Annotated in this window: 19 protein-coding genes and 1 tRNA gene; 11 read left to right on the forward strand and 9 right to left on the reverse strand. The window is 66.0% G+C overall.

Annotated features, from left to right (window positions below; translation table 11 throughout):
- The first annotated feature begins 153 nt into the window (after positions 1-153).
- Positions 154-648 (forward strand): c-type cytochrome, encoded by a 495-nt coding sequence (locus CDN36_RS04880; protein WP_353846848.1) that lies wholly within the window; start codon positions 154-156, stop codon positions 646-648.
- Positions 649-787: 139 nt separating this feature from the next.
- On the opposite strand, the gene CDN36_RS04885 is transcribed toward CDN36_RS04880, so the two are convergent.
- Positions 788-1387 (reverse strand): hypothetical protein, encoded by a 600-nt coding sequence (locus CDN36_RS04885; protein WP_287496121.1) that lies wholly within the window; start codon positions 1385-1387, stop codon positions 788-790.
- Positions 1388-1868: 481 nt separating this feature from the next.
- Between CDN36_RS04885 and CDN36_RS04890 the strand changes: the two genes are divergently transcribed.
- The 3 genes from CDN36_RS04890 (at position 1869) to CDN36_RS04900 (ending at position 3617) form a co-directional block, all read left to right on the forward strand.
- Positions 1869-2339: a CBS domain-containing protein gene (locus tag CDN36_RS04890; RefSeq protein WP_287496122.1), complete on the forward strand. Its 471-nt coding sequence runs from the start codon at positions 1869-1871 to the stop codon at positions 2337-2339.
- Positions 2340-2356: 17 nt separating this feature from the next.
- Positions 2357-2509 carry a zinc ribbon-containing protein gene (locus CDN36_RS04895; RefSeq protein WP_150556643.1) on the forward strand — a complete coding sequence of 51 codons (153 nt, stop codon included), beginning with the start codon at positions 2357-2359 and terminating at the stop codon, positions 2507-2509.
- A 196-nt stretch (positions 2510-2705) separates the two neighbouring features.
- On the forward strand, positions 2706-3617 hold the full coding sequence (locus CDN36_RS04900; RefSeq protein ID WP_287496123.1) for a bifunctional GNAT family N-acetyltransferase/nucleoside diphosphate kinase regulator: 912 nt from the start codon (positions 2706-2708) through the stop codon (positions 3615-3617).
- Between the two features lie 55 nt (positions 3618-3672).
- Here the strand turns inward: CDN36_RS04900 and CDN36_RS04905 are convergent, their stop codons facing one another.
- From CDN36_RS04905 to CDN36_RS04920, 4 genes are all read right to left on the reverse strand, one after another.
- A complete protein-coding gene (locus CDN36_RS04905) occupies positions 3673-5829 on the reverse strand; it encodes an autotransporter family protein (protein WP_287496124.1) in 2157 nt (718 codons plus the stop codon).
- 1068 nt (positions 5830-6897) lie between these two features.
- Positions 6898-7614 carry an SDR family oxidoreductase gene (locus CDN36_RS04910; protein WP_150556640.1) on the reverse strand — a complete coding sequence of 239 codons (717 nt, stop codon included), beginning with the start codon at positions 7612-7614 and terminating at the stop codon, positions 6898-6900.
- 707 nt (positions 7615-8321) lie between these two features.
- The gene (locus CDN36_RS04915) at positions 8322-8663 is read right to left on the reverse strand and encodes a DHCW motif cupin fold protein (RefSeq protein WP_287496125.1); all 342 of its coding nucleotides are present in this window, start codon (positions 8661-8663) and stop codon (positions 8322-8324) included.
- A 222-nt stretch (positions 8664-8885) separates the two neighbouring features.
- Positions 8886-8967 (reverse strand) — tRNA-Leu (locus tag CDN36_RS04920).
- A gap of 93 nt (positions 8968-9060) precedes the next feature.
- Between CDN36_RS04920 and CDN36_RS04925 the strand changes: the two genes are divergently transcribed.
- The 6 genes from CDN36_RS04925 (at position 9061) to CDN36_RS04950 (ending at position 14329) form a co-directional block, all read left to right on the forward strand.
- The gene (locus tag CDN36_RS04925) at positions 9061-9264 is read left to right on the forward strand and encodes a hypothetical protein (protein WP_174966446.1); all 204 of its coding nucleotides are present in this window, start codon (positions 9061-9063) and stop codon (positions 9262-9264) included.
- Positions 9261-9863: a chromate transporter gene (locus CDN36_RS04930; protein WP_287496126.1), complete on the forward strand. Its 603-nt coding sequence runs from the start codon at positions 9261-9263 to the stop codon at positions 9861-9863. The genes CDN36_RS04925 and CDN36_RS04930 overlap by 4 nt, the downstream gene beginning before the upstream one ends.
- Before the next feature lie 87 nt (positions 9864-9950).
- Positions 9951-10475 (forward strand): chromate transporter, encoded by a 525-nt coding sequence (locus CDN36_RS04935; protein WP_150556639.1) that lies wholly within the window; start codon positions 9951-9953, stop codon positions 10473-10475.
- A 172-nt stretch (positions 10476-10647) separates the two neighbouring features.
- Positions 10648-12009: an ergothioneine biosynthesis protein EgtB gene (gene egtB / locus CDN36_RS04940; RefSeq protein WP_287496127.1), complete on the forward strand. Its 1362-nt coding sequence runs from the start codon at positions 10648-10650 to the stop codon at positions 12007-12009.
- Positions 12009-13010 (forward strand): L-histidine N(alpha)-methyltransferase, encoded by a 1002-nt coding sequence (gene egtD / locus CDN36_RS04945; protein WP_150556638.1) that lies wholly within the window; start codon positions 12009-12011, stop codon positions 13008-13010. The genes egtB and egtD overlap by 1 nt, the downstream gene beginning before the upstream one ends.
- Positions 13011-13495: 485 nt before the next feature.
- Complete coding sequence (locus CDN36_RS04950) at positions 13496-14329, forward strand: DUF4088 family protein (protein WP_150556637.1); 834 nt, start codon at positions 13496-13498, stop codon at positions 14327-14329.
- 36 nt (positions 14330-14365) lie between these two features.
- Here the strand turns inward: CDN36_RS04950 and CDN36_RS04955 are convergent, their stop codons facing one another.
- The 3 genes from CDN36_RS04955 to CDN36_RS04965 all read right to left on the reverse strand — a co-directional run bounded on the left by CDN36_RS04955 (position 14366) and on the right by CDN36_RS04965 (position 16692).
- Positions 14366-15259 carry a DMT family transporter gene (locus CDN36_RS04955; protein WP_287496128.1) on the reverse strand — a complete coding sequence of 298 codons (894 nt, stop codon included), beginning with the start codon at positions 15257-15259 and terminating at the stop codon, positions 14366-14368.
- A gap of 123 nt (positions 15260-15382) precedes the next feature.
- Entirely contained in the window at positions 15383-16354 is a 972-nt protein-coding gene (locus CDN36_RS04960; protein WP_287496129.1) for a hypothetical protein, read from the reverse strand.
- 23 nt (positions 16355-16377) lie between these two features.
- A complete protein-coding gene (locus tag CDN36_RS04965) occupies positions 16378-16692 on the reverse strand; it encodes a hypothetical protein (protein WP_287496130.1) in 315 nt (104 codons plus the stop codon).
- Between the two features lie 430 nt (positions 16693-17122).
- On the opposite strand from CDN36_RS04965, the gene CDN36_RS04970 reads away from it, so the two are divergent.
- The gene (locus CDN36_RS04970; RefSeq protein ID WP_287496131.1) at positions 17123-17599 is read left to right on the forward strand and encodes a nitrate reductase associated protein; all 477 of its coding nucleotides are present in this window, start codon (positions 17123-17125) and stop codon (positions 17597-17599) included.
- 74 nt (positions 17600-17673) lie between these two features.
- Here the strand turns inward: CDN36_RS04970 and garD are convergent, their stop codons facing one another.
- Entirely contained in the window at positions 17674-19206 is a 1533-nt protein-coding gene (garD, locus tag CDN36_RS04975; protein ID WP_287496154.1) for a galactarate dehydratase, read from the reverse strand.
- Positions 19207-19275: the final 69 nt, after the last annotated feature.

A 19275-nucleotide genomic window follows, 5' to 3' on the forward strand; every position in this document is an offset into this window, starting at 1 on the left:
TGCCGTCGCATCGGAAACGCTGGCCTGGCGCGACGGAAACGGGTAAGTTAGCGGCTCGTTGCCGAAGGCCCCGGAAGAGCCCGGAAAGCCCCGGCAAGCCCCGGCAAGCCCCGGCAAGCCCCAGAAAGCCCCCCTGTCGCATCACGCCATCCGATGACTTTCCCGCCCCGCGCCGATTCGGCCCTGCCGCCCGCTCCGTTTGCCCGCACCGCGCGAGGCCGCGGCGCTCGCGCACCCCGCCGCTCCAGCAGCGTCCGTCGCATTGCTCGCGCCGCCTGTGCCGCGTCCGGCGCCCTGGCGCTCGCGCTGACGGCATTCGCCACGCCGGCACGCGCGGCCGGCGACATCGAAGCGGGCAAGGCGTTGTTCGCGTCGCGCTGCGCGTCTTGCCATTCGGTCGGGCCGATGGCCGCATCGGGCTTCGGCCCCCAACTCAACGGTCTGGCCAAACGCCGCGCGGCAAGCCTGTCCGACTACGAATATTCGAAAGCGATGAAGCAGTCCGGCATCGTATGGGACGACAAGACGCTCGCCGCATTCATCGCGAATCCGGGCAAGACCGTGCCCGGCACCAAGATGCGCTTCTGGGGCATCGGCAACGAACGCAAGGTCGCGGATCTCATCGCGTATCTGCATACGTTCAGGTGATACGGGCCGAGCGGTCGAGCCAGCCCGCGCGAGGGTCTGCGGCCGGCGCTCGGGCTATCGGAACGGCGAGTCCATCGTTGGCGCGAAACGTGCTCGGCGCACCGCTCGCCAATGCGCCGTTGCGCGCGGGCCGCGCCCGTTACCGGCTCTGAGGCAGACGCGCCAGCGCTGCCGGCGCGGGGACCGCCTTCCACGCCATCAGATCCTTCTCCACTTGCGCTCCGTTGGCGTTTAACCAGTCGCTCATTGCAGGGCCAGCCGGCTTGCCGTAGACGCGGTGCGAATACACCGCGACGACGCCCTTGCCGTCGAGCAGCAGGAAGCGCGCAAAGGCCACCTCGAGGAAGTCCGGCGCGCCCAGCACCGCCACGATGAGGTGCTCGGCGGCACGCTCGGCGGTGCGCGCCTTCGAGTCGGTGCGCAACACCTTGCCGTTGCGCTGGTAGTTGCTCAGCACCTTGTTGGCCATATCGGCCAACTGCTCGCCGCTCGAAACGCCGTCGTGGACGTTGACGGTGACCATATCGGTCCATGAGGCGAGATCCGCCTGTCCCTTCGGCGTGAATTCGTTCTGCCCGTCCTTGGACCATCGATGCTCGTAGGACACGCCACGCAACGTCACCACCGACGCTGCCCCCGAGGCCCCCGCCGCCTGTGCCCACGCGCTTGCCGCCCAAGTCGGCAGCACCACGCAAGCGGCCATCAGCATGGCACGGCCCATTCCACGATTGAACATCATTCCCGCTCCCTGACGATGGCCGCGCCGACGGCCCGCGCACGGCTCGAGCCCACGCCGTCACCCGTGGCGGCCGGCAAGGCTTCGAATGGCGCCGAACGGCGATACGACGCGTGCGTTCGCACGGCGTCTGGTTCGCATACTAGCCGAAATTCCCCCGGCGGCATCGGTGGGACGCGGCCGCCCCCGGGGCGCGCGAGAGCGCGTGAGGACGAGCGAGAGCGCGTAAGGACGAGCGAGAGCGCGTGAGAAGAGCGTCGCATGCCCGTAGGGCATGCCGAGCCCGACCGGGCGAAATGTGCAACGCGATGCAAATTCCGCCCGACGCCCCCGGCGGCCTCGCGCGGCATCCGGACGTCCGGCAACGTCGCGTAGTGGCACACAATATGCGGCGGTGTGGAGCGCGTGGCGAAGTCCCTTCGCTCAGCGCCTTTTCATCCGGTCCCGCCGCTCGCGAGCGGGGCCCCTTTCGGAGGAATCCACCATGCAAACACACCAGTCGCAACAGTCGCGTTCGCCGTCCGGTCAATTGCTGCGCGACGTGATGACTCGCGATCCCGCATTCGTGCGCCGTGAGGACACGATCCAGCATGCCGCAAAACTGATGGCTGACCTGAACATCGGTGCGCTGCCGGTGTGCGCCGACGGTCATCTGGAAGGCATGATCACCGACCGGGACATTTCGGTGCGATGCGTCGCCTCCGGCAAGAGCGCCGACTCCAAGGTGGGCGACGCCATGTCGGAAGGCACCACGTGGTGCCGCGAGGGCGACACCGTCGAGCAGGCCTGCGACACCATGTGCCGCGAACAGATTCGCCGCATGCCGGTCGTGGATGACAACCAGAAGCTCGTCGGCATGGTCTCGATGGGCGACATCGCGACCAAGGCCGCGGACGAAGCCACCTGCGGCAAGATGGTCGCCGAGGTGTCGTCGCCGTCGGAGCCGAACCGCTGAACCGGGAGCCTCCTGCCATGTCCGCCAAAGCCGGCGAAAAAGCCGAACAGACGGGAGACTTCCGGTGCGCCCACTGCCATCGCACGACGCACGTGACAAAGGGACACACGATTCCCCGCTGCCCGCACTGCGGCCACGCCACGTTCGATACGCGACGTAACGAGCCTTAGATCGCGCACCGCCCGGCTCGCGCGCAACGCCGCGCGCAGGGGCGGGTCCGCCGCCCCAAGGGGGCCCGCCGCCGCCCGCGCGGCGTGCGCGGCTCGCGCCTTTCGTTCGGATGCCTTAGAATGGCCGCTCTGTCGAAAGAACCGTCATGGCCGCAGCCGTGAAAGGCTTTCATTCTTGCAACCCCGTGTGGCGAAGATGAGCGAGCCTTTCATTTCTCTTTGCCCGGAGATCACCCGGGCCAACGCGCGAAATCTGATGGACTGGCTGGAAGACGAAAATGTCGTCCGCTATCTGAGCGATTCGCGTCACGTCTGCCGTTTCATCGAGCAAGTCGTGGATCGCGTCCAGTTGCCGATCCTCACGCATCTGTTCAACCAGGGCGGCCGATTCTTCATGGCGTGCGACCGGCACGACCAGCCGGTGGGATTCGTGCGCCTCGTGAAGACCGGTTCGGACTGCGAGATCGTCCTGGTGATCGGAAATCGCGACAACTGGGGCCGCAGGCTCGGCGCGAGCGCCCTGCGCGAAGGCATGAAGCTCGCGTTTTTCGATATGCGCGCCCAGAAGGTCATCGCGAAGATTCACCCGGACAACACGCGCTCGCTCAAGGCCTTTCTGCGCTGCGGCTTTGTGCTCGACACCGAGACGCCAACGCTCAGGTCATACGTCATGCGCTCGGAGCGTTATCTCCAACGCCTGCGCGAAGGCGCGCTCGGCGGGCCGGCGGATATTTACGTCACGGAAATCGATCAGACGCGGCTCAGGCGTCTGGTGGCGCGGGAGCCGGGCCCCCAAGTGGTCGAACTCGAGCACGAAATCGAGCGAGCCGTCATCGTCGGCGCGCGGGAAGTCGCCGGCGACGTGATCACGATGAACTCGCGGGCGGTGCTGCATCTGGACGACGAGAAAATGGAGGTGGACCTGGTCTACCCGCAGGACGCCGACGGCAGCGCCAGGAAACTGTCGATCCGCTCAGAGGTGGGCTCCGCGATTCTCGGCTACCGGGAGGGCGATGTCATCGACTGGCGGGTGCGCGAGCGCACGCGTTGCATCCGGATCGAGAAGGTGCTGTATCAGCCTGAAGCGGCGGGCGATTTTCATCGATAGGCACGCCGTTGCAAGCGAGCCCTTGCGTCGCACCGCACCACAGCACGCCAGCGCCTCAGAACCGCTGCTGCAACCGCAGGCTACCCGTTTGGGAAACGAACCGCGCGCCCGCCTGAAGTTCATAGCGAGCGGTGAGTGAGAGATTGTTCCGACGCATCAGCGTCGCCCCTAGCGTGATGTCAGCCAGATCACGAACCGGTGACGGACCGACTGCGGTGAAGGCGGTCTCGCCGGTGAAGTCACCGGCATAGCTCGCACCGGTGAGCGCACGCGAGTTCACGAACTCATGAATCCACTGCACCTGCACGAACGGCATGATGTCGCCATAACGTGTCGCATACGCCTTCTCCAGTCGTGCGCCCAATGCACTGCGAAGCGAACTGGTGTGTGCCGTGCCAACGGAGAGTGCCGCACCGTTGCCTGCGGTCTCCGTATAGCTGCCTTGATGCAGATAGCTATAGGTCAGGCTCGCGAGCGGCGTGAGCGTGCCGCTGCCCAGCGCAAGTGGATACCCGAACTCGGTGCGCGCGACGTACTGCTGTCCGGAAAACGCACCCTTCGCGACACCGGAGAATCCCGTGAAATCCATTACGCGCGTGGTGTTGTAACGCTGCTGCACGACGCCGCCGGACAGGTTCACATACCACGGCGAACCAAAATAGCTGGCGTAAGCGAGCAAGCCATAGCCGTTGACCTGCGTTGAACTGCCCGAGTTGTCGTCCGAACCGTTGATTTTCGTGTGACTGAACGAGAATACGCCGCCCGCGAGCCATTTGTCGCCGATCGCCCGGTCGACACCGAGCATCAGGCCGCCATAGTTCGCGCTGTAGCCTGCGATGTCGTCAACCATGCCCTGACTCGCATGACCGCCAAAGCCCTGCCCCCATAGACCGAACACTGGTGCGCCATCGCCCGTGGCGACACCGCGACTCCCGGACTGCGCCAGACGCAACGAGTCGGCGCGGGCGCCCACAAGGCTCAACGTGTTGAACGTCGGCGCGGCGGCCGCCCGTGAGGCGGCAAGTTGGTGCGCAGGCGATAGCTGTGCCCCCGCATGATTGGCTTCGCTCACGCTGCCAATAGCAAGCGACGCATTGTAAAGATTGAGCAGCGCAAGATTGCCGACCCCAGTGTAGCTTTGCAGGCCGCCAAGCGAGGCGATAGCAGCGGGCGTGGTTGGCCGGATCGGTGACGGGATCGACGGGGTGGCACCCGCATCGGAAGGAATTGTCGGCTCAGCGGGCTGAGCACCTACGGTGACGACGAGGTTCCTCGCCCCCGACGCAGCGTCCGTCACGTCGGCGCCCGTAAGCGCATAACGTGCATCGCTCACGCCGTAGTTCAGCAAACCGGCGTTGTAGCTCACGGTAGCACCAGTCCTCGCCTGGATCACCACGAAGCGCTGCGCGAGGGCAAAACCGTAAGCGGCGCCGGTACCACTCAGGCTGATGCTAGCGCCGGGACTGAGGGTGACGTTGCCGGTAACGACCAATCGGCTGTAGCCGGTGTCGCTTGTCTGCCCCTTCGTGGTCGGGGCATTCGATACGTCGACGAGCAATGTCGCGTTGGCATTTTGGACGTAATTGCCATCGATGGTCAGCGTACCGATGGAAGCACCCGGGCGCACGATGCCATTGTTTGTGACATTGCCAACAATCGTGCCACGACCGCGCAGCGTACCAGCACTGTCGACCTGTACATCACCGTTGAGTAGGGTGTTCGGGCTGGCATCGCTGCCAACTTGCAGCGTCCCCGCTTCAACGCTCCATGGTGTGATCGACGCGCCGGTTCCGGTCAACGTCCAGAGACTCGTGCCGGTTTTCCTGAAAACGCGGAAGCCGCGATACTGCGCGGTGAGACCGATCTGCGAGAGGTCAAAACTCGAATCCGTGGCGCCCCCGAGGATGAGGGCATTGTTCGTGCCCGCCGTCGCATCAACGTTTCCGGAAATAGCGGACCCTGCCCAAAGCTCCAGCGAATTATTGCTACCTGCAAAGAGAATCGCCGGGGCTTGGGTCACGCCATCACCGCTCATACCACCGGCAATTGTGCCTGCGTTAATGATCGAGTTGCCGCCGTCCGCGTAGACGCCGACGCCTCCCGCGCCCGCACGGCCGCGAGAGATGACGTGGCCATACACATCATCATAGTTGCGCCCGCCAAGACCACCGTTGCCGCCAATAATGCTTCCCTCGTTTTGGAGGGCGGACATACCGCTAAGATGAACACCTACACCACCGTCACCACCGCCTCCGGCATCCCCCATCTGAGCGTCTCCACCGCTTCCCCCGGCGCCGCCACCAATGGTGGCGTTTCGGAGAACCGTAGCGCGCCCTGAGAGTACGTCCGCTCCATTACCGCCCGCGCCACCCCCTCCCGCTCCGACGTTAGTCGAGGCGGAGACGTCACCCGAAGCGGATAAAAGCACTGTGTCTCCTCCACGCCCGCCGCTTCCGCCCAGTAATTCGCCGTCCAAGACCTGATCGGAACCTGATGCCGCAGCGGCACCGCCACCGCCGCCGCCGCCGCCGCGGGGGCTACCAAATTGCACATAGCTTTCCCCGGCTCCGCCAGAGTTGCCGATGATGACTCCGGTTGGCCCGAGAAACACGCCTGAACCTCCGGCCCCACCATAGGCGGTAGGACTGCCCCATATCATTAACGTCTCGCCGTTAGATCCCTGTACCCCCCCGGCGCCTCCCCGTACGCTACCGAGACCTCCCGCGCCACCGAGACTTTGCGCCTGTGCCGGTCCTGAACTTACGAAGAGACTGAGCGTAGTGACAACAAGCGGGACGCGCAGACGACTTTGCCTCAGACCAAGTCTGAGCGGCGGGTGTGCCGATTCCTTTGTTTGAATGCCCTCAGCCTTGGCGCCCGTTGTACGCGGATGAGTGTTGTTCATTCCCTAATTCCTTTCTTTTTCTTTTCGAATGAAGGGAATGTGCCCCAGTGCCGAGCGGACCGCATTGGACTAAAGTCCTACGCAGATGCCCGATCACGTCGACGGACCGCTTCCGGCCGACTTCAGCCGTTCATAGGAGTCCCTTTGAACTGCATCAAATGGAGGAGGCGTGTCGGGAACAGGAAACCTATAGCCAATTGGATCAATAACCGCCCGCAATCGGTGCACGTTTGGTGCACCAATGCGAAAGTTTTCACCGAGGGAAATGGATCGTCGCGGAGGGCCGATTCCGACGCATTGCAGACTTTCCCAAACTGTCATGAGCAGAACGAGGCTTCCTGCCCAAGCGGTCAGTTGTGGCTACGAGGCCGTGTCCTAGCGCCCCCCCAAACTTCCGCCTCCGTCTACGCCAATTACCTGACCCGTAACGAAGGATGCGCCGTCTGAGATGAGGTATGAGATCAAGGACGCCACCTCTTCCGGCTTGCCCAAGCGCCCCATGGGAATGGTAGCGAGAATCTTTTTTTCCTCGTCTCCGCCAACCGGGCGCGTCAAACGAAAAAGCTCCGTTTCAACGGGGCCGGGAGCCACGGCGTTGACGGTAATGCCTAGCGGCGCCAGTTCGAGCGCCCAAGTACGCGTGACCCCGACCAATGCGCTCTTTGCGGCAGCATATGAAGTCCTGTCACGCGCACCGTGAATCGCGCGACTGCATACATTCACGATGCGCCCCGCCGACGACTGTTTCAGTGAGGGAAGGCAGGCCTGAGTAACTTGGACCGCAGCCCGGACGTTCAAGTCAAATACGGCCTCAAGAGATGGCAGATCCAGAGATTCGAGTTTTTGCGGAAGGGCAATACCGGCATTATTGATCACCGCATCAATTCTTGATGCCGCCAGGATTTGCGCCATTACCTCGCCTGTTTGTCGAACATCGGCCAAATCCGCCGTAAAAAGCCGCCCGGGGAAGCCCTCCGCCGCATGGCGCGCGACGCCGATGACGCTCCATCCGGTCTCCTGCAAATGCTTGCTCAGGGCTAGACCAATCCCCTTCGTTGCGCCAGTTACAAGTGCGGTTCGCTGCTCTGCCACTTTCCCCCCAATCGAATCAGTCGGTAATGGTACGAGGATCCCCATTTTCGCTGAAAAGGCACGCGGCGTCCCGCACTTCGTGTGGCGGCGTGAACGAACTTGATCTCGCCGCCTGATCAACCGCGGCTGGCCGAATGCGGACAAGGAGAGAAGCCCAAGCCCTCGAGATATGGCGGGCTAGGCGTGCCGGGGACCAGAATCCAATAAGCAGTAATATCAATAACCTATGGTCAATCGGTGCACGTTTGGTGCACCGATGCTGGAGTTCTCGCCGAGGAAAATTTTTCGTCATGACTGGCCGATTCCGACCCGAAGCGGACGGCTCACGGCCGGGTGCGAATGTCCGCTTAAGTGTTGAGGACTGGCATTCAAGATTGTGGCTCGGCGCTACGGACAGCAGCTTTGATACATTGGAACAGCGCGTTGCTTTTCTCCGGGCCGTGAGTCTGCTGGCACTTCTCCATTTGTGGCAGCACCGATACGAGGCGGGGCATCCTCACACCCCCCAACGTCTCACGAAAGCCAACTTCTGAGCGGAAGGAGTATTGGGAATACCTGGAGCGATGTCCGTTTCTGGCCGGACTCTGACGCCGACCCGGCCGGCATAAGGGTGACCGCAGCCCCCTCTACTACGGACCCCGCCAGCCTGGCGCCCGCTGGGCCTCGGCCGACCTCAGCGGTCCTTTGACGCGCTCAATAGCGGCCGCTCAGTCGACAACGAAGAGCTTGGCACCCGTCTTCGTATAGGACTGATGTGGCTCCGCGTTATCGCCAACCTGATAACTCATGCCGGCTGTCAAAACGAATTTCCGTCCATCTTCGAGGGTTGTTTCCAACTCGCCTTCCAGGCAGAAGAGAACGTGCCCTTTTTGACACCAATGGTCCGCCAGATAGCCGGGGGTATATTCCACCATCCGCACTCGGATTTGATTCGGCTTTTCCCCGAAAAATCGCGTACGCCAATAAGCTACACCAGTTTCCCCTCTGTGCTCTGTCCTTTCGACTTCCGCCCAGTTGGTCGTGCCGAATACAAATGCGTCCATTTTCATGGCGCTATTTCCCCGTCTAAATTAGTCTCGTAAGCATCAGCTGATTAGCCATCGCGCTCGGTGCGTCATTGCGGCAGTCCGACGGCTTGGCTCGAGCAAGAGTGTTACGCAATCGGGGGGCTTATTGTCAACGAACTACGTGGCAATGTCGAACGTCCCTTCATGGCCGACTTCAGCCTTTCAAAAAAGGCCCTTCAAACTGCATCAAAATTGGAGTAGGCGTGCCGGGGACCGGACTTGAACCGGCAAGCCCGAAGGCGGCGGATTTTAAGTCCGCTATGTTTACCAATTTCATCACCCCGGCAAGGGCACGCATTCTAACATCCCCCACCGGGATACGTCAGTTGGGTATCATGGGCGTATGCACGCTCCGTGCGCGTCAATGGAGATCGATCCCATGCTGGAGAATCTCGACCGCATCGCCCTGTCGCTCGACGCCATCGAAACCGCCGCGCGCGATGTCGCCCAGCAATCCCCGCAAAACGCGCAGGCCCTCTACGTCGCGCTCATGGAAATCCGGAACGCCATTGCGCTCGTCGCTCAGGAAGTCGTGCGTCTCGAACACGAAATTCATGGCTCGATCGGCAACGGACAATCGTGACGCAACTCGCCACATCAGGCACCTCTGACAACAACGCCACCGCACATCGCCCGTCCTGCTGGGAACTGGCCGTAGCCTTCGGCTCGGTCGGCGCCACCGGCTTCGGCGGCGTCCTCCCATGGGCCCGGCGCATGGTCGTCGACCAGCGCCGCTGGCTCAGCGACCGCGAATTCGCCGAACTCCTCCCGCTCGCGCAACTCCTGCCCGGCCCCAACGTCGCCAATATCGCCACCGTCCTCGGCCGGCGCTTTCGCGGCCCGCGCGGCGCCGCGGCTGCTGTCGCAGGACTGTACTTCTGCCCGACCATCGTCATCATTCTGATCGGCTTCGCCTACGCGCAATGGGGACAAACGCCGCTGGTCCAGCACCTGCTCTCGGGGCTGATGCCCGCCGCCACCGGCCTCGTGATCGCCACGGCCGTGCGCTTGCTCGCAGGACTGCAGCGGCATTGGAGCACGCTGACCTTCGCGGCGGCCACCTTCATCGCCAGTTTCCTGCTCGGTTTGCCGCTGCTGCTCGTGCTGGCCGTGCTCGGCCCGTGTGCCGTCGTGACCGCGTACCGGTCGCAGCGCCGCGACGCCGCCACACCGCCCTGCTGAGAGCGTCCATCCGCCCCCCATCCGACACCGCCCACCCGGCCGCGCCAATCCGACATCGCCGGACCGCCATCGCCCACACCGCGTCTCATGAACACACTCATCGACCTGTTCCTGCACGGCTCGCTCTGGTCGCTGCTAGCCGTCGGCGGCACCAACGTCACGCTTGCCGATATCCACCGCTATGCAGTGGAAACGCGCCACTGGATCACCGATGCCCAGTTCGTCACGTTCTTCTCGCTCGCACAGGCCGCTCCCGGCCCGAACGGCATGGCCGTCACGCTGATCGGCCTGCAGGCGGCGGGACTGCCCGGCGCGCTTAGCGCCACGCTCGCCAAATGCGCGCCGAGCTCACTGCTCGCCTATCTCGTCGGGGGCTGGGTCGACCGGCACGAGCGCTCGCGATGGGTGCGCGCCGTGCGCGCGGGCCTCGCCCCCATCACCGTCGGTCTGCTGGCCGCGAGCAGCGCCGTGCTCGCGCGCGAAGTCGACGTCAACGTCGCGCGCGGACTCGTCACAATCGCAGCCATCGTCATCACGTTGCGCACGCGCTGGAATCCGCTGTGGCTCGTCGCAGGCGGCAGTCTGCTAGGGCTGACGGGCTGGCTGATGTAAGGCGCGATGCATCGATGCACCGGCCTGCCGGCCGGCGTCAACGCCTCCCCGACCGCTCGCCGGCCGCCCGTGGCCGCCCGCAAGCGGCTGGCAAGTCTCGTTACGAACCGTCACACACCCGCGGAGCAACGGGTCTACAATAGGCAGCACGTTTCACAACACGGTGTGTCCCATGACCCTCCCCTGTTGTACGTCGCAAGCCGAGGCGCCCTCCGGCACCTCCCTCAATGATTCCCCTGCACGCGCCGCGCTCGGCACGCCCCGCGTCGCGCCACACGGCGACACGAGCCGCACGGGGACGCTAGCCGAGCGCTACGACGCCGTGCGCGCCGCGTCGGTCGCCTTTGCCCAGGGCCTCTCGGACGCCGACGCCACCGTGCAGTCGATGCCCGACGCCAGTCCCGTCAAGTGGCATCTCGCTCACACGACCTGGTTCTTCGAGACGTTCCTGCTCAGCGAGTCGGCTGCGCGCTTCGGCAAGCGCTACCGCCCCTACGACGCGCGCTTCGCCTACCTCTTCAACTCCTACTACGAAGCCGCCGGCCCGCGCCACCCGCGTCCGCAACGCGGCCTGCTCACGCGCCCGACGCTCGACGAAGTGCTGCGCTATCGCAATCACGTCGACGCGGCCATGCACGAGAGGTTCCTGCACGCGGACCTGCCGCGCGAGGTCGCCGCGCTCGTCACGCTTGGCCTCCATCACGAGGAGCAGCATCAGGAGCTCATGCACACCGACCTGCTGCACCTGTTCGCGCAGAACCCGCTGCGTCCTGCCCATCGCCCGCCCTCCGTTCCGGTGCACGACGCCGGCCCGTTGCAGTGGATCGCTCACGACGGGGGGCAGCATCGCATCGGGCATTCGGGGGACACTTTCGCGTTCGACTGCGAGACACCCGCGCACGACGTGCTGCTGCGGCCGTTTGCGATCGCGTCGCGCGTGGTGACCAACGGCGAATGGCGCGCATTCATCGAAGACGGCGGCTACCGCATGGCGGGCCTCTGGCTCTCGGACGGGTGGGCGACAGTGCAACGTGAAGGTTGGGCACATCCGCTCTACTGGGAACTGCACGACGGCCAATGGCAATCGATGACGCTCGCCGGCATGCAGCCCGTTGACGACAACGCGCCGGTGCAGCACGTGAGCTATTTCGAGGCCGACGCGTTCGCGCGCTGGGCGGGCAAGCGGCTGCCGACAGAGCAGGAGTGGGAAGTCGCGGTGAGATCGGCGATGGCTGCGGCAATCGCCGTGGATGACGCGTCGGCATCGTCGCCGGCGTCGCCCACCTCACGGATGCAGCAGTGCTTCGGCCCGGTATGGCAATGGACGGCGAGTCCATATGTCGCCTATCCGGGGTTTCGGACGGCAGCGGGGGCCGTCGGCGAATACAACGGCAAATTCATGTGCGGCCAGTTCGTGCTGCGCGGCGGCTCGCTCGCCACGCCGCCCGGTCACGCGCGCGCCACGTATCGCAATTTCTTCTACCCGCATCAGCGCTGGCAATTCTGCGGCCTGAGGCTCGCGGAGGATCGCTGATGTCGCAAGCTACCCAAGCTACGGCGTTCGTTTGCCCGTCACTGCCTGAGAACGCCTTCGCCACGGACGTGCTCGCCGGTCTGGGCCACACGCCCAAGTCGCTGCCGAGTGTCTGGCTCTACGACCGGCGCGGCAGCGAACTGTTCGAAGCCATCACGGAACTCGACGAGTACTACCAGACGCGCACCGAAACCGCCCTGCTCGCTCAGTGCGCCGCCGCCATTGCGGACGTGGTCGGGCCGGACGCCGTCGTCGTCGAATTCGGCAGCGGGTCGAGCCGCAAGACGCCGCTGCTGCTCGACGCCCTCATCACGCCGCGCGCCTACGTGCCGGTGGATATCGCCGGCGATTTTCTCGACGACGCCGTCGCCACGCTGGCCCGCCGCTGCCCTGGCATTCCGATCCTGCCCGTGCGCGCCGACTTCACGCGACCGTTCCGGCTGCCGCCCCAACTGCAGGATGAAGCCACCGCACATGGCCCGCGCCTGGGCTTCTTCCCCGGCTCGACGATCGGCAACTTCGCGCCGGCGCAAGCGGCCGCCTTCCTCGCGCACGTGGCCAAGATGCTCGGTGCGCGCCGTCGAATGGTGGTAGGCGTCGACGCCTGCAAGGATCCGGCCGTGCTGCTGCCCGCCTATGACGATGCTCGGGGCGTGACCGCCGAGTTCGACCTGAACGTGCTCGCCCGCATCAACCGCGAGCTCGACGGCAATCTTCCGCTCGACGCCTTCCGGCACGAAGCGCGCTTCAATGCCAAGGCGAGCCGCATCGAGATGCATCTGGTCGCGCAGCGCCCGTGCGAGGCGAGCGTGCTGGGCCGCCGCTTCGCGTTCGCCGCCGGCGAATCCATCCACACCGAGAACTCCTACAAGTACGGGCAGGCCGAGTTCCGGGCGCTGGCCAGCGCCGCGGGCTGGGACATCGAACGCGTCTGGCTCGACACCCGCGAGCGGTTCGCCGTCTATCTGCTGCGTCCCGCGGCAAGCGTCGAGGCCCCCTGAGAGCGCGCTCCATTGGGGCGGCGCCGGGTTCCCGCGTCGCCTTGTCGGGCACGACCAGTGCGTTGACGAAAAATAACGACAGAATCGCTAAAGTTCTGCGCCGATATGCCGTTAAGCAGGCAGGCCATGCCGTATGCCTTGCGGAAACGCGAATTGTGAATTCCGCGCGCGCACGGCCGGCATGCGGTGACTCGCTGGCGGCGCATACGCTAGAATCGCCGCCAATAGCGCCAGATGGGGCCACGCATGCCGCGACGCTGCGCGGTACATCGGAGGCTGTCTTCACAGCGCGCGGCCACGACCGCGACGCACCGACTACACGTATCGCTGCACATGACTTCACGCGCAATGGGGATGCACGTGGCACGGGCTTCGGCGACAGCGCCTCTCGCCCGCTGCACTCAGGCAGACGCCCGACGGGCCGACGCAGGCTCGCGCATGCGCGGGCCTCGCGCCATCGCTGCAGTGGCCGGGAGCCCGTTACGATGAGCCGCATTGCCCTCACCCTGTCCGATAGCGCCCTCGCCGACCTCAAGAAGGATTTCGACGCCTTCGTGCGCATCTCCGCCGCCGTCGACCGTCACTTCACGCCGCCGCCCTTCGACGACTTCCTGCGCGCCCGGCTGCTCGACAGCACCGTGCCGCTTACCGAAGCCGCCGTGGCGCAATTGCTCGCGGGCGGTCACTACGCGTGGGCCAAACGCACCTTCGACAAGCAGTTTCCGGACGTCGTCTCGATCATTCTCAATCAGGCGCGCCAGCACGGTTTCTATTTCGTCTCCCGCCCCGAATGGACGCGCGAGGACATGTCGCGCCAGGCGAGCCGCTGGGCCGAGGGCATCGTGCGCGAGGCAAAGGGAGAGGAGCGCATCGTCGAATCGCTCGCCGGGCAGATCGTGAGCTCCGCACAGGACCTGCGCACGCTCGAAGCCACGCTGCAGACGCCCGCGTGGCGCACCGCATCGGTGCTGCGCGAGCGCGTATTCGAGGCCAAGCGCGCCGTGGAGACTGCCCGCTCGCTGCAGGCGCGGGAGAAACTCGGCGAACTGCGCGCGCTGCTCGATCTCGCCGTGATCTATGGCTCGGTCGGTAGTCAGGAAGCCGAACAGATTCTCGATTACCTGCGCGTGCTGCGCCCCGAACTGTTCAACGACGATCCGGGCGTGCTGGAACGCCTGGCCGCCTGGCTGCGTCGCCTGCTCACGCCGGCGCGCCCGCGCACGGACGCCCCGCCGGCCCCGCCCGCGATGGCCGCAGTGACCGCGCCCGATATCGCACGTCAAAACTCCGATCCGCTGCAATCGCCGCTCACGCGTTGAGCGCGTCAGCGCGCAGGAGCACGCGGGTCGGCCAGCTCACCGGTTGAAGATCAGCGCCACGCCGGCGCTCGCGATCAGCGCGCCCCACCAGGCGCCGGGCGCCGGGCGCTGACGCGTCCGCATCCACAGCAGTGGCAGGACCATGACCGGCGTCGTGGCCGAGAGCGTCGCGATCACGCCCGTGTTGCCGTGCCCCATGCCGTAGAGCAACAGCGTCATGCCCAGCGCCACGCCCACGAAGCCCGACGCCGCCGTCAATGCCAGCGTGCCCGGCGTGAACGCCGAGAACACGGCGCGCCCGCGCCGCGCCGCCACGATCGTCAGCCCCAGCGCCGACACGCCCACGCGCACTGCCGACGCACCGACCGGGTCGACGCCCGCCGCCATCACCGGCTTCGCGATCAACGTGCCGATCGAATGGCACAGCGCCGCCGTCAGGCCGATGGCGACGCCCACACGCACGTCGCCTCGCACCGACTCCCAGTGATGCGCGTCCTCGCGGCGGCCGCCGAACGCGATCGCCATCGCGACGCCGGCCGTCACCAGCGCCACCCCCGCCACGGCCTGCCAGCCCAGCGCCTCGCCGAGCCAGCAGTAACCGAGCACCGCCGTCATCGGGGCATTCGTCGCAAAGATGATGGAGTTGCGTCGCGGCCCGAGCCGGCCGAGTGACGTGTAAAGGATCGTGTCGCCCACCAGAATGCCAATCAGCCCTGACGCCGTCAGCCGCAGCCACTGCTCCAGCGTCAGCGAAGGCCAGCCGCGCAGTACCGCGAGCGCCGCGAGGAGCATCGCGAAGACCAGCAGCATGCGAGCGTAGTTGAACGGGAAGGAGCCGGCCTGGCGCACGGGCGTGATGGCGATCATGCCGCTGCAGGCCCAGCAGAGCGCGGCACCGAGCGCGGCGAGGTAGGCGAGATGGGTTGTCATGGTCAGGGGGCAGACGACGCGAAGCCGCAACCGCCCCCGCCGTTGGAGCGCCATTATACGAGTCGCGCGCCCCGTTCGGGGACATGATGGGTTGCCCGAATCGAATATTGCCCGGCGCCCCGCTCAGACGTCTTCGTCGAGCCGGTGCAGCGCTTCGAACATCGTCCGGTAGGCGGCCGCAACGCCATGGGCGCCGCGCAGCCAACGCAGTCGCGCCGCGGTGTCGGGCACGCCTGCCTCCTCGACCCATTGCGCGAGCAGCGGCGCGCCGCCGCACACGCTCGCATCGTGCCGCGCGTGCGCGCACACCGCCGCGAAGCCCTCGGCGGCAAATGGATAGCGTTGCGCGAGCTCGTCGAATTGCGCTTCGATTTCGCTCGCCGCGCGCAGCGTGGCCGGAGCCTGACATAGCGAGCAGCATCCGACGTAGGTCGGCATGTCGCCTGCCGCGTCGATGATGAAATCGATCAGCGCATGCGTGGCATCGAAGGCACCGCTGTCGAGAAACGTGCGCGCCGCGGGTCCGCAGCGCAGCAGCCCGGCGGCGAGCATCGTCGCCTGCCCGCGCTGCTCTCGATACTGGCGCAGGAGTATCGGCCGCAGCACGGCGTCGGTGCATCGCTCGACCGCGATCCGGTAATGGACGTCCGCGCCCGCCGCGCGATGATAGAGCTGCGCGAGAAACGCGAGCACCTGGATCTCGCTCGACTCGCCCGCGAGGAACCGCGCCCAGAACGGCACGGCGAAAACGCCGCGCACCCACGCGTCGCAGATGCGCCCGAAGGCCGGAATCACATCGGGGTGCGTGGCGGGCAGCAAATGCACGAGATCTTCGTCGACGAGCGCCGCCAGCCACGTACCCGGCGCGGGCGCTTCGGCGAGCAGCACGCCGTGCCGCATGCGCTCGAGCCAGAGCATGGCGTCGTCGGCGGCCCCATGCACCGAGCAGGAGACCTCGGAGCTCGACACCGTGACGGTGTTCGCGTCGCTCGCCCACCGCGCGTGCGGCGAGACCATCGCCCATACCGCGTTGCCCGACGCCGTGGCAATGCGCCGGGCGCCGCCGGCGTCCGGCACGGCGGACGTGGCGGGCATGGCTGACGTATCGGGCGTCGGACTCATCGAACGATCGCGCCGAGCAACGTCACTTCATCGCGGGCGATACGGCGCACGATCTCCACGCGCACTCCGCCATCGATGCCCGGTGCGGGCGGCGCCAACGCCACGCCCGCGCGTGGGCTCGTGCGCGGCCTGGCGTTGGCGACAGCACGCGAGGCGTCGGCCGCCTCGGCTTTCGGTGAACGAGTCGTGGGTGGACGATTCGTGCGCACCGTCGCGTCAGATGACGACGACGCACGCGTGCGCGCGGCCGGGGGCGACGTCAGCACGACGGGAAGGAAAGGGAACGGCGGGGACGAAGGACGGGCGGGCATGGCGGCTCCTGGCGAATGCAGCGTTTGCAGCATGGCAAGTGACGCAGGCGACGGTGCCCCGGGGGACAGCCGCTCGCGCCAGACACCTCGTCGGCGCGATGACAAAAGCGTCTACCTCAAATAAGCCTGCGGCGCCTGCGGAAGACTTTGGGACGCTAGGATTATTCACAACGATGCAGAGCGCGCACTCTCGTTCCCCCTTGGGAAACGACGTGCCGATCGAGCCCACGCCCCGTGCGGCGTCGGTTCGGGACCGGTTCCGCTAGCCTTTGCTCCCGCACAAAATTCAGACGTTTCCCAAGCCATCGATGCAGAAGACGTCGGCAAGGCCGCCGGCATCCCGTCACACGGCGCGGGCTACCGTCACGCCCGCCAAGCCGCGAGTACAATCGACGGCACGCCATACGTCGCCACGCGAGGAGTATCCGTCATGCATCTTTATCAGCGTTTGCCGATCTTCGTCTTCGAGATCGAAGCCTGCGAGAACCTGAAATTCATCACGATGGCGATTCGCTTCAATCTGGATCGGAACGGCCAGCACCTGTCGCTGGCGGACTGGCAGTCACTGCCGCAGCAAGCGCGCGAGACGCTCGCGTCGTGCCCGCCTGGCGACGACGACTTCGCCGCGCGCCTCGACGAGATCGCACGGCGGCATCTGGGCAAGGCGATCGAGCGCAGCGTCGACCCCGCGCCCGAAGCGTGGCGCGACACGAACGCCCTGCCCCCGGGGTTGCTCAGGCAATGCGAGATGGCCGACCTGCTGCCGCCCGAGGTCAGCGACTGGGCGACGCTCACGCCATTTCGACGCTACGTGCTCACGAAGCTCTCGCGCCGCGACACGCTCAATCACTGCTTCGTGCCGGCCATGCTCGAGTTCGGGCTCGCGAGGACGCAAGCGGACCTCTGAGCCCCGCGCGCCGCGCCTGCATGCGGCACCTGTGTGTGGCGCCTGCATGCGGCGTCGCGCGTCACCCCCTCGCCTCAGGTCACCGGCGCGGGGTTGAACAGCGTGAGCGCGTTGTGCAGCCCCCATCGTTCGGCCCAGGTCTTCTCGCCGCTGGCCACGGCGAGCATCAGGTGAAAGAGCTGCCAGCCCACGTCCTCGATGGTGGCCTCGCCCGTCGCGATGCGTCCCGCGTCGACGTCCATCAGATCGTGCCAGCGGCGCGCAAGATCCGAGCGCGTCGCCACCTTGATGACAGGCACTTCCGCCAGCCCGTAGGGGGTGCCGCGCCCGGTTGTGAAGACGTGCAGATTGATGCCCGCCGCCAGTTGCAGCGTGCCGCAAATGAAATCGCTCGCGGGCGTGGCCGCGTAAATGAGGCCGCGCTGGCGCGTGCGATCGAGCTTGTCGCCGGGCGAGACCACGCCATGAATCGGCCCGGTGCCCGACTTCACGATCGAGCCCATCGCTTTTTCCACGATGTTCGACAGGCCGCCGCGCTTATTGCCGGGCGTGGTGTTCGCGCTGCGGTCCACGCGACCGCGCTCGAGATACGCGTCGTACCAGGCCATCTCGCGAATCATCGCTTCGGCCACTTCGGGCGTCGCGGCGCGCGAGGTCAATTGGTCGATTCCGTCGCGCACTTCGGTGACCTCCGAGAACATGACCGTCGCCCCGGCGCGCACGAGCAGATCGGTGGCGAAGCCCACGGCGGGATTGGCGGTGACGCCAGAGAACGCGTCGCTGCCGCCGCACTGCACGCCGACCACGAGCTCGGACGCCGGCACCGTCTCGCGACGCCGCGCATTGAGCCGCTCGAGATGCACGCGCGCGGTCGCGAGGATCGAATCGATCATCGAGAGGAAGCCGACGTGCGCCTCGTCCTGCAGACACACGGTGTCGGGCCGCCCCTGGTCGTCCGTGCTTTCGATAGGAATGCTGCCCGCCGGCAGCAGACGCTCGGGCTGCAGCTTCTCGCACCCCAGGCTCACCACCATCACTTCGCCGCCGAAGTTCGGATTGGTGGAGATATTGCGCAGCGTGCGGATCGGCACCACCGCATCCGGCGCGTCGATGGCCACACCGCAGCCGTAGGTGTGCTCCAGCGCCACCACGTCGTCGACGTTCGGATACTGCGGCAGCAGCGTCTCCTTGATGCGTTTGACGGCGAACTCCACCACCCCTGCCACGCATTGCACGGTCGTCGTGATGGCGAGAATGTTGCGCGTGCCGACCGAGCCGTCGGCATTGCGATACCCCTCGAACGTGAACCCTTCGAGCGGCGGCAGCGCGGCCGGCACTCGGTTCGCGATGGGCAGACGGTCGAGCGACGGCGCCTCGGGCATCGTCAGATTGCGCTCGTTCACCCAACTGCCGGCGGGCAGCGCGCGCGCCGCGTAGCCGATCACCACGCCGTAACGAATCACCGGCGCGCCCTGCGCCAGATCGGTCAGCGCCACCTTGTGCCCCTGCGGCACCGCGTCCACGAGCGTGAGCCCGTCCGGGAAACGGCTGCCTGCGGGCAGACCGCCGTCGTTCACGACAATGGCGACGTTGTCCTCCGACTGCATGCGGATGTAGCGCGGCGCGTCCGCCCGCGCAGCGCCAGCCGCGCCGGCCACGTTCTTGCCGCCCGACTG

The organism is Pandoraea sp. CB10b_02 (assembly GCF_002216225.1).
In the GTDB taxonomy this organism is placed as follows: domain Bacteria; phylum Pseudomonadota; class Gammaproteobacteria; order Burkholderiales; family Burkholderiaceae; genus Pandoraea; species Pandoraea nosoerga.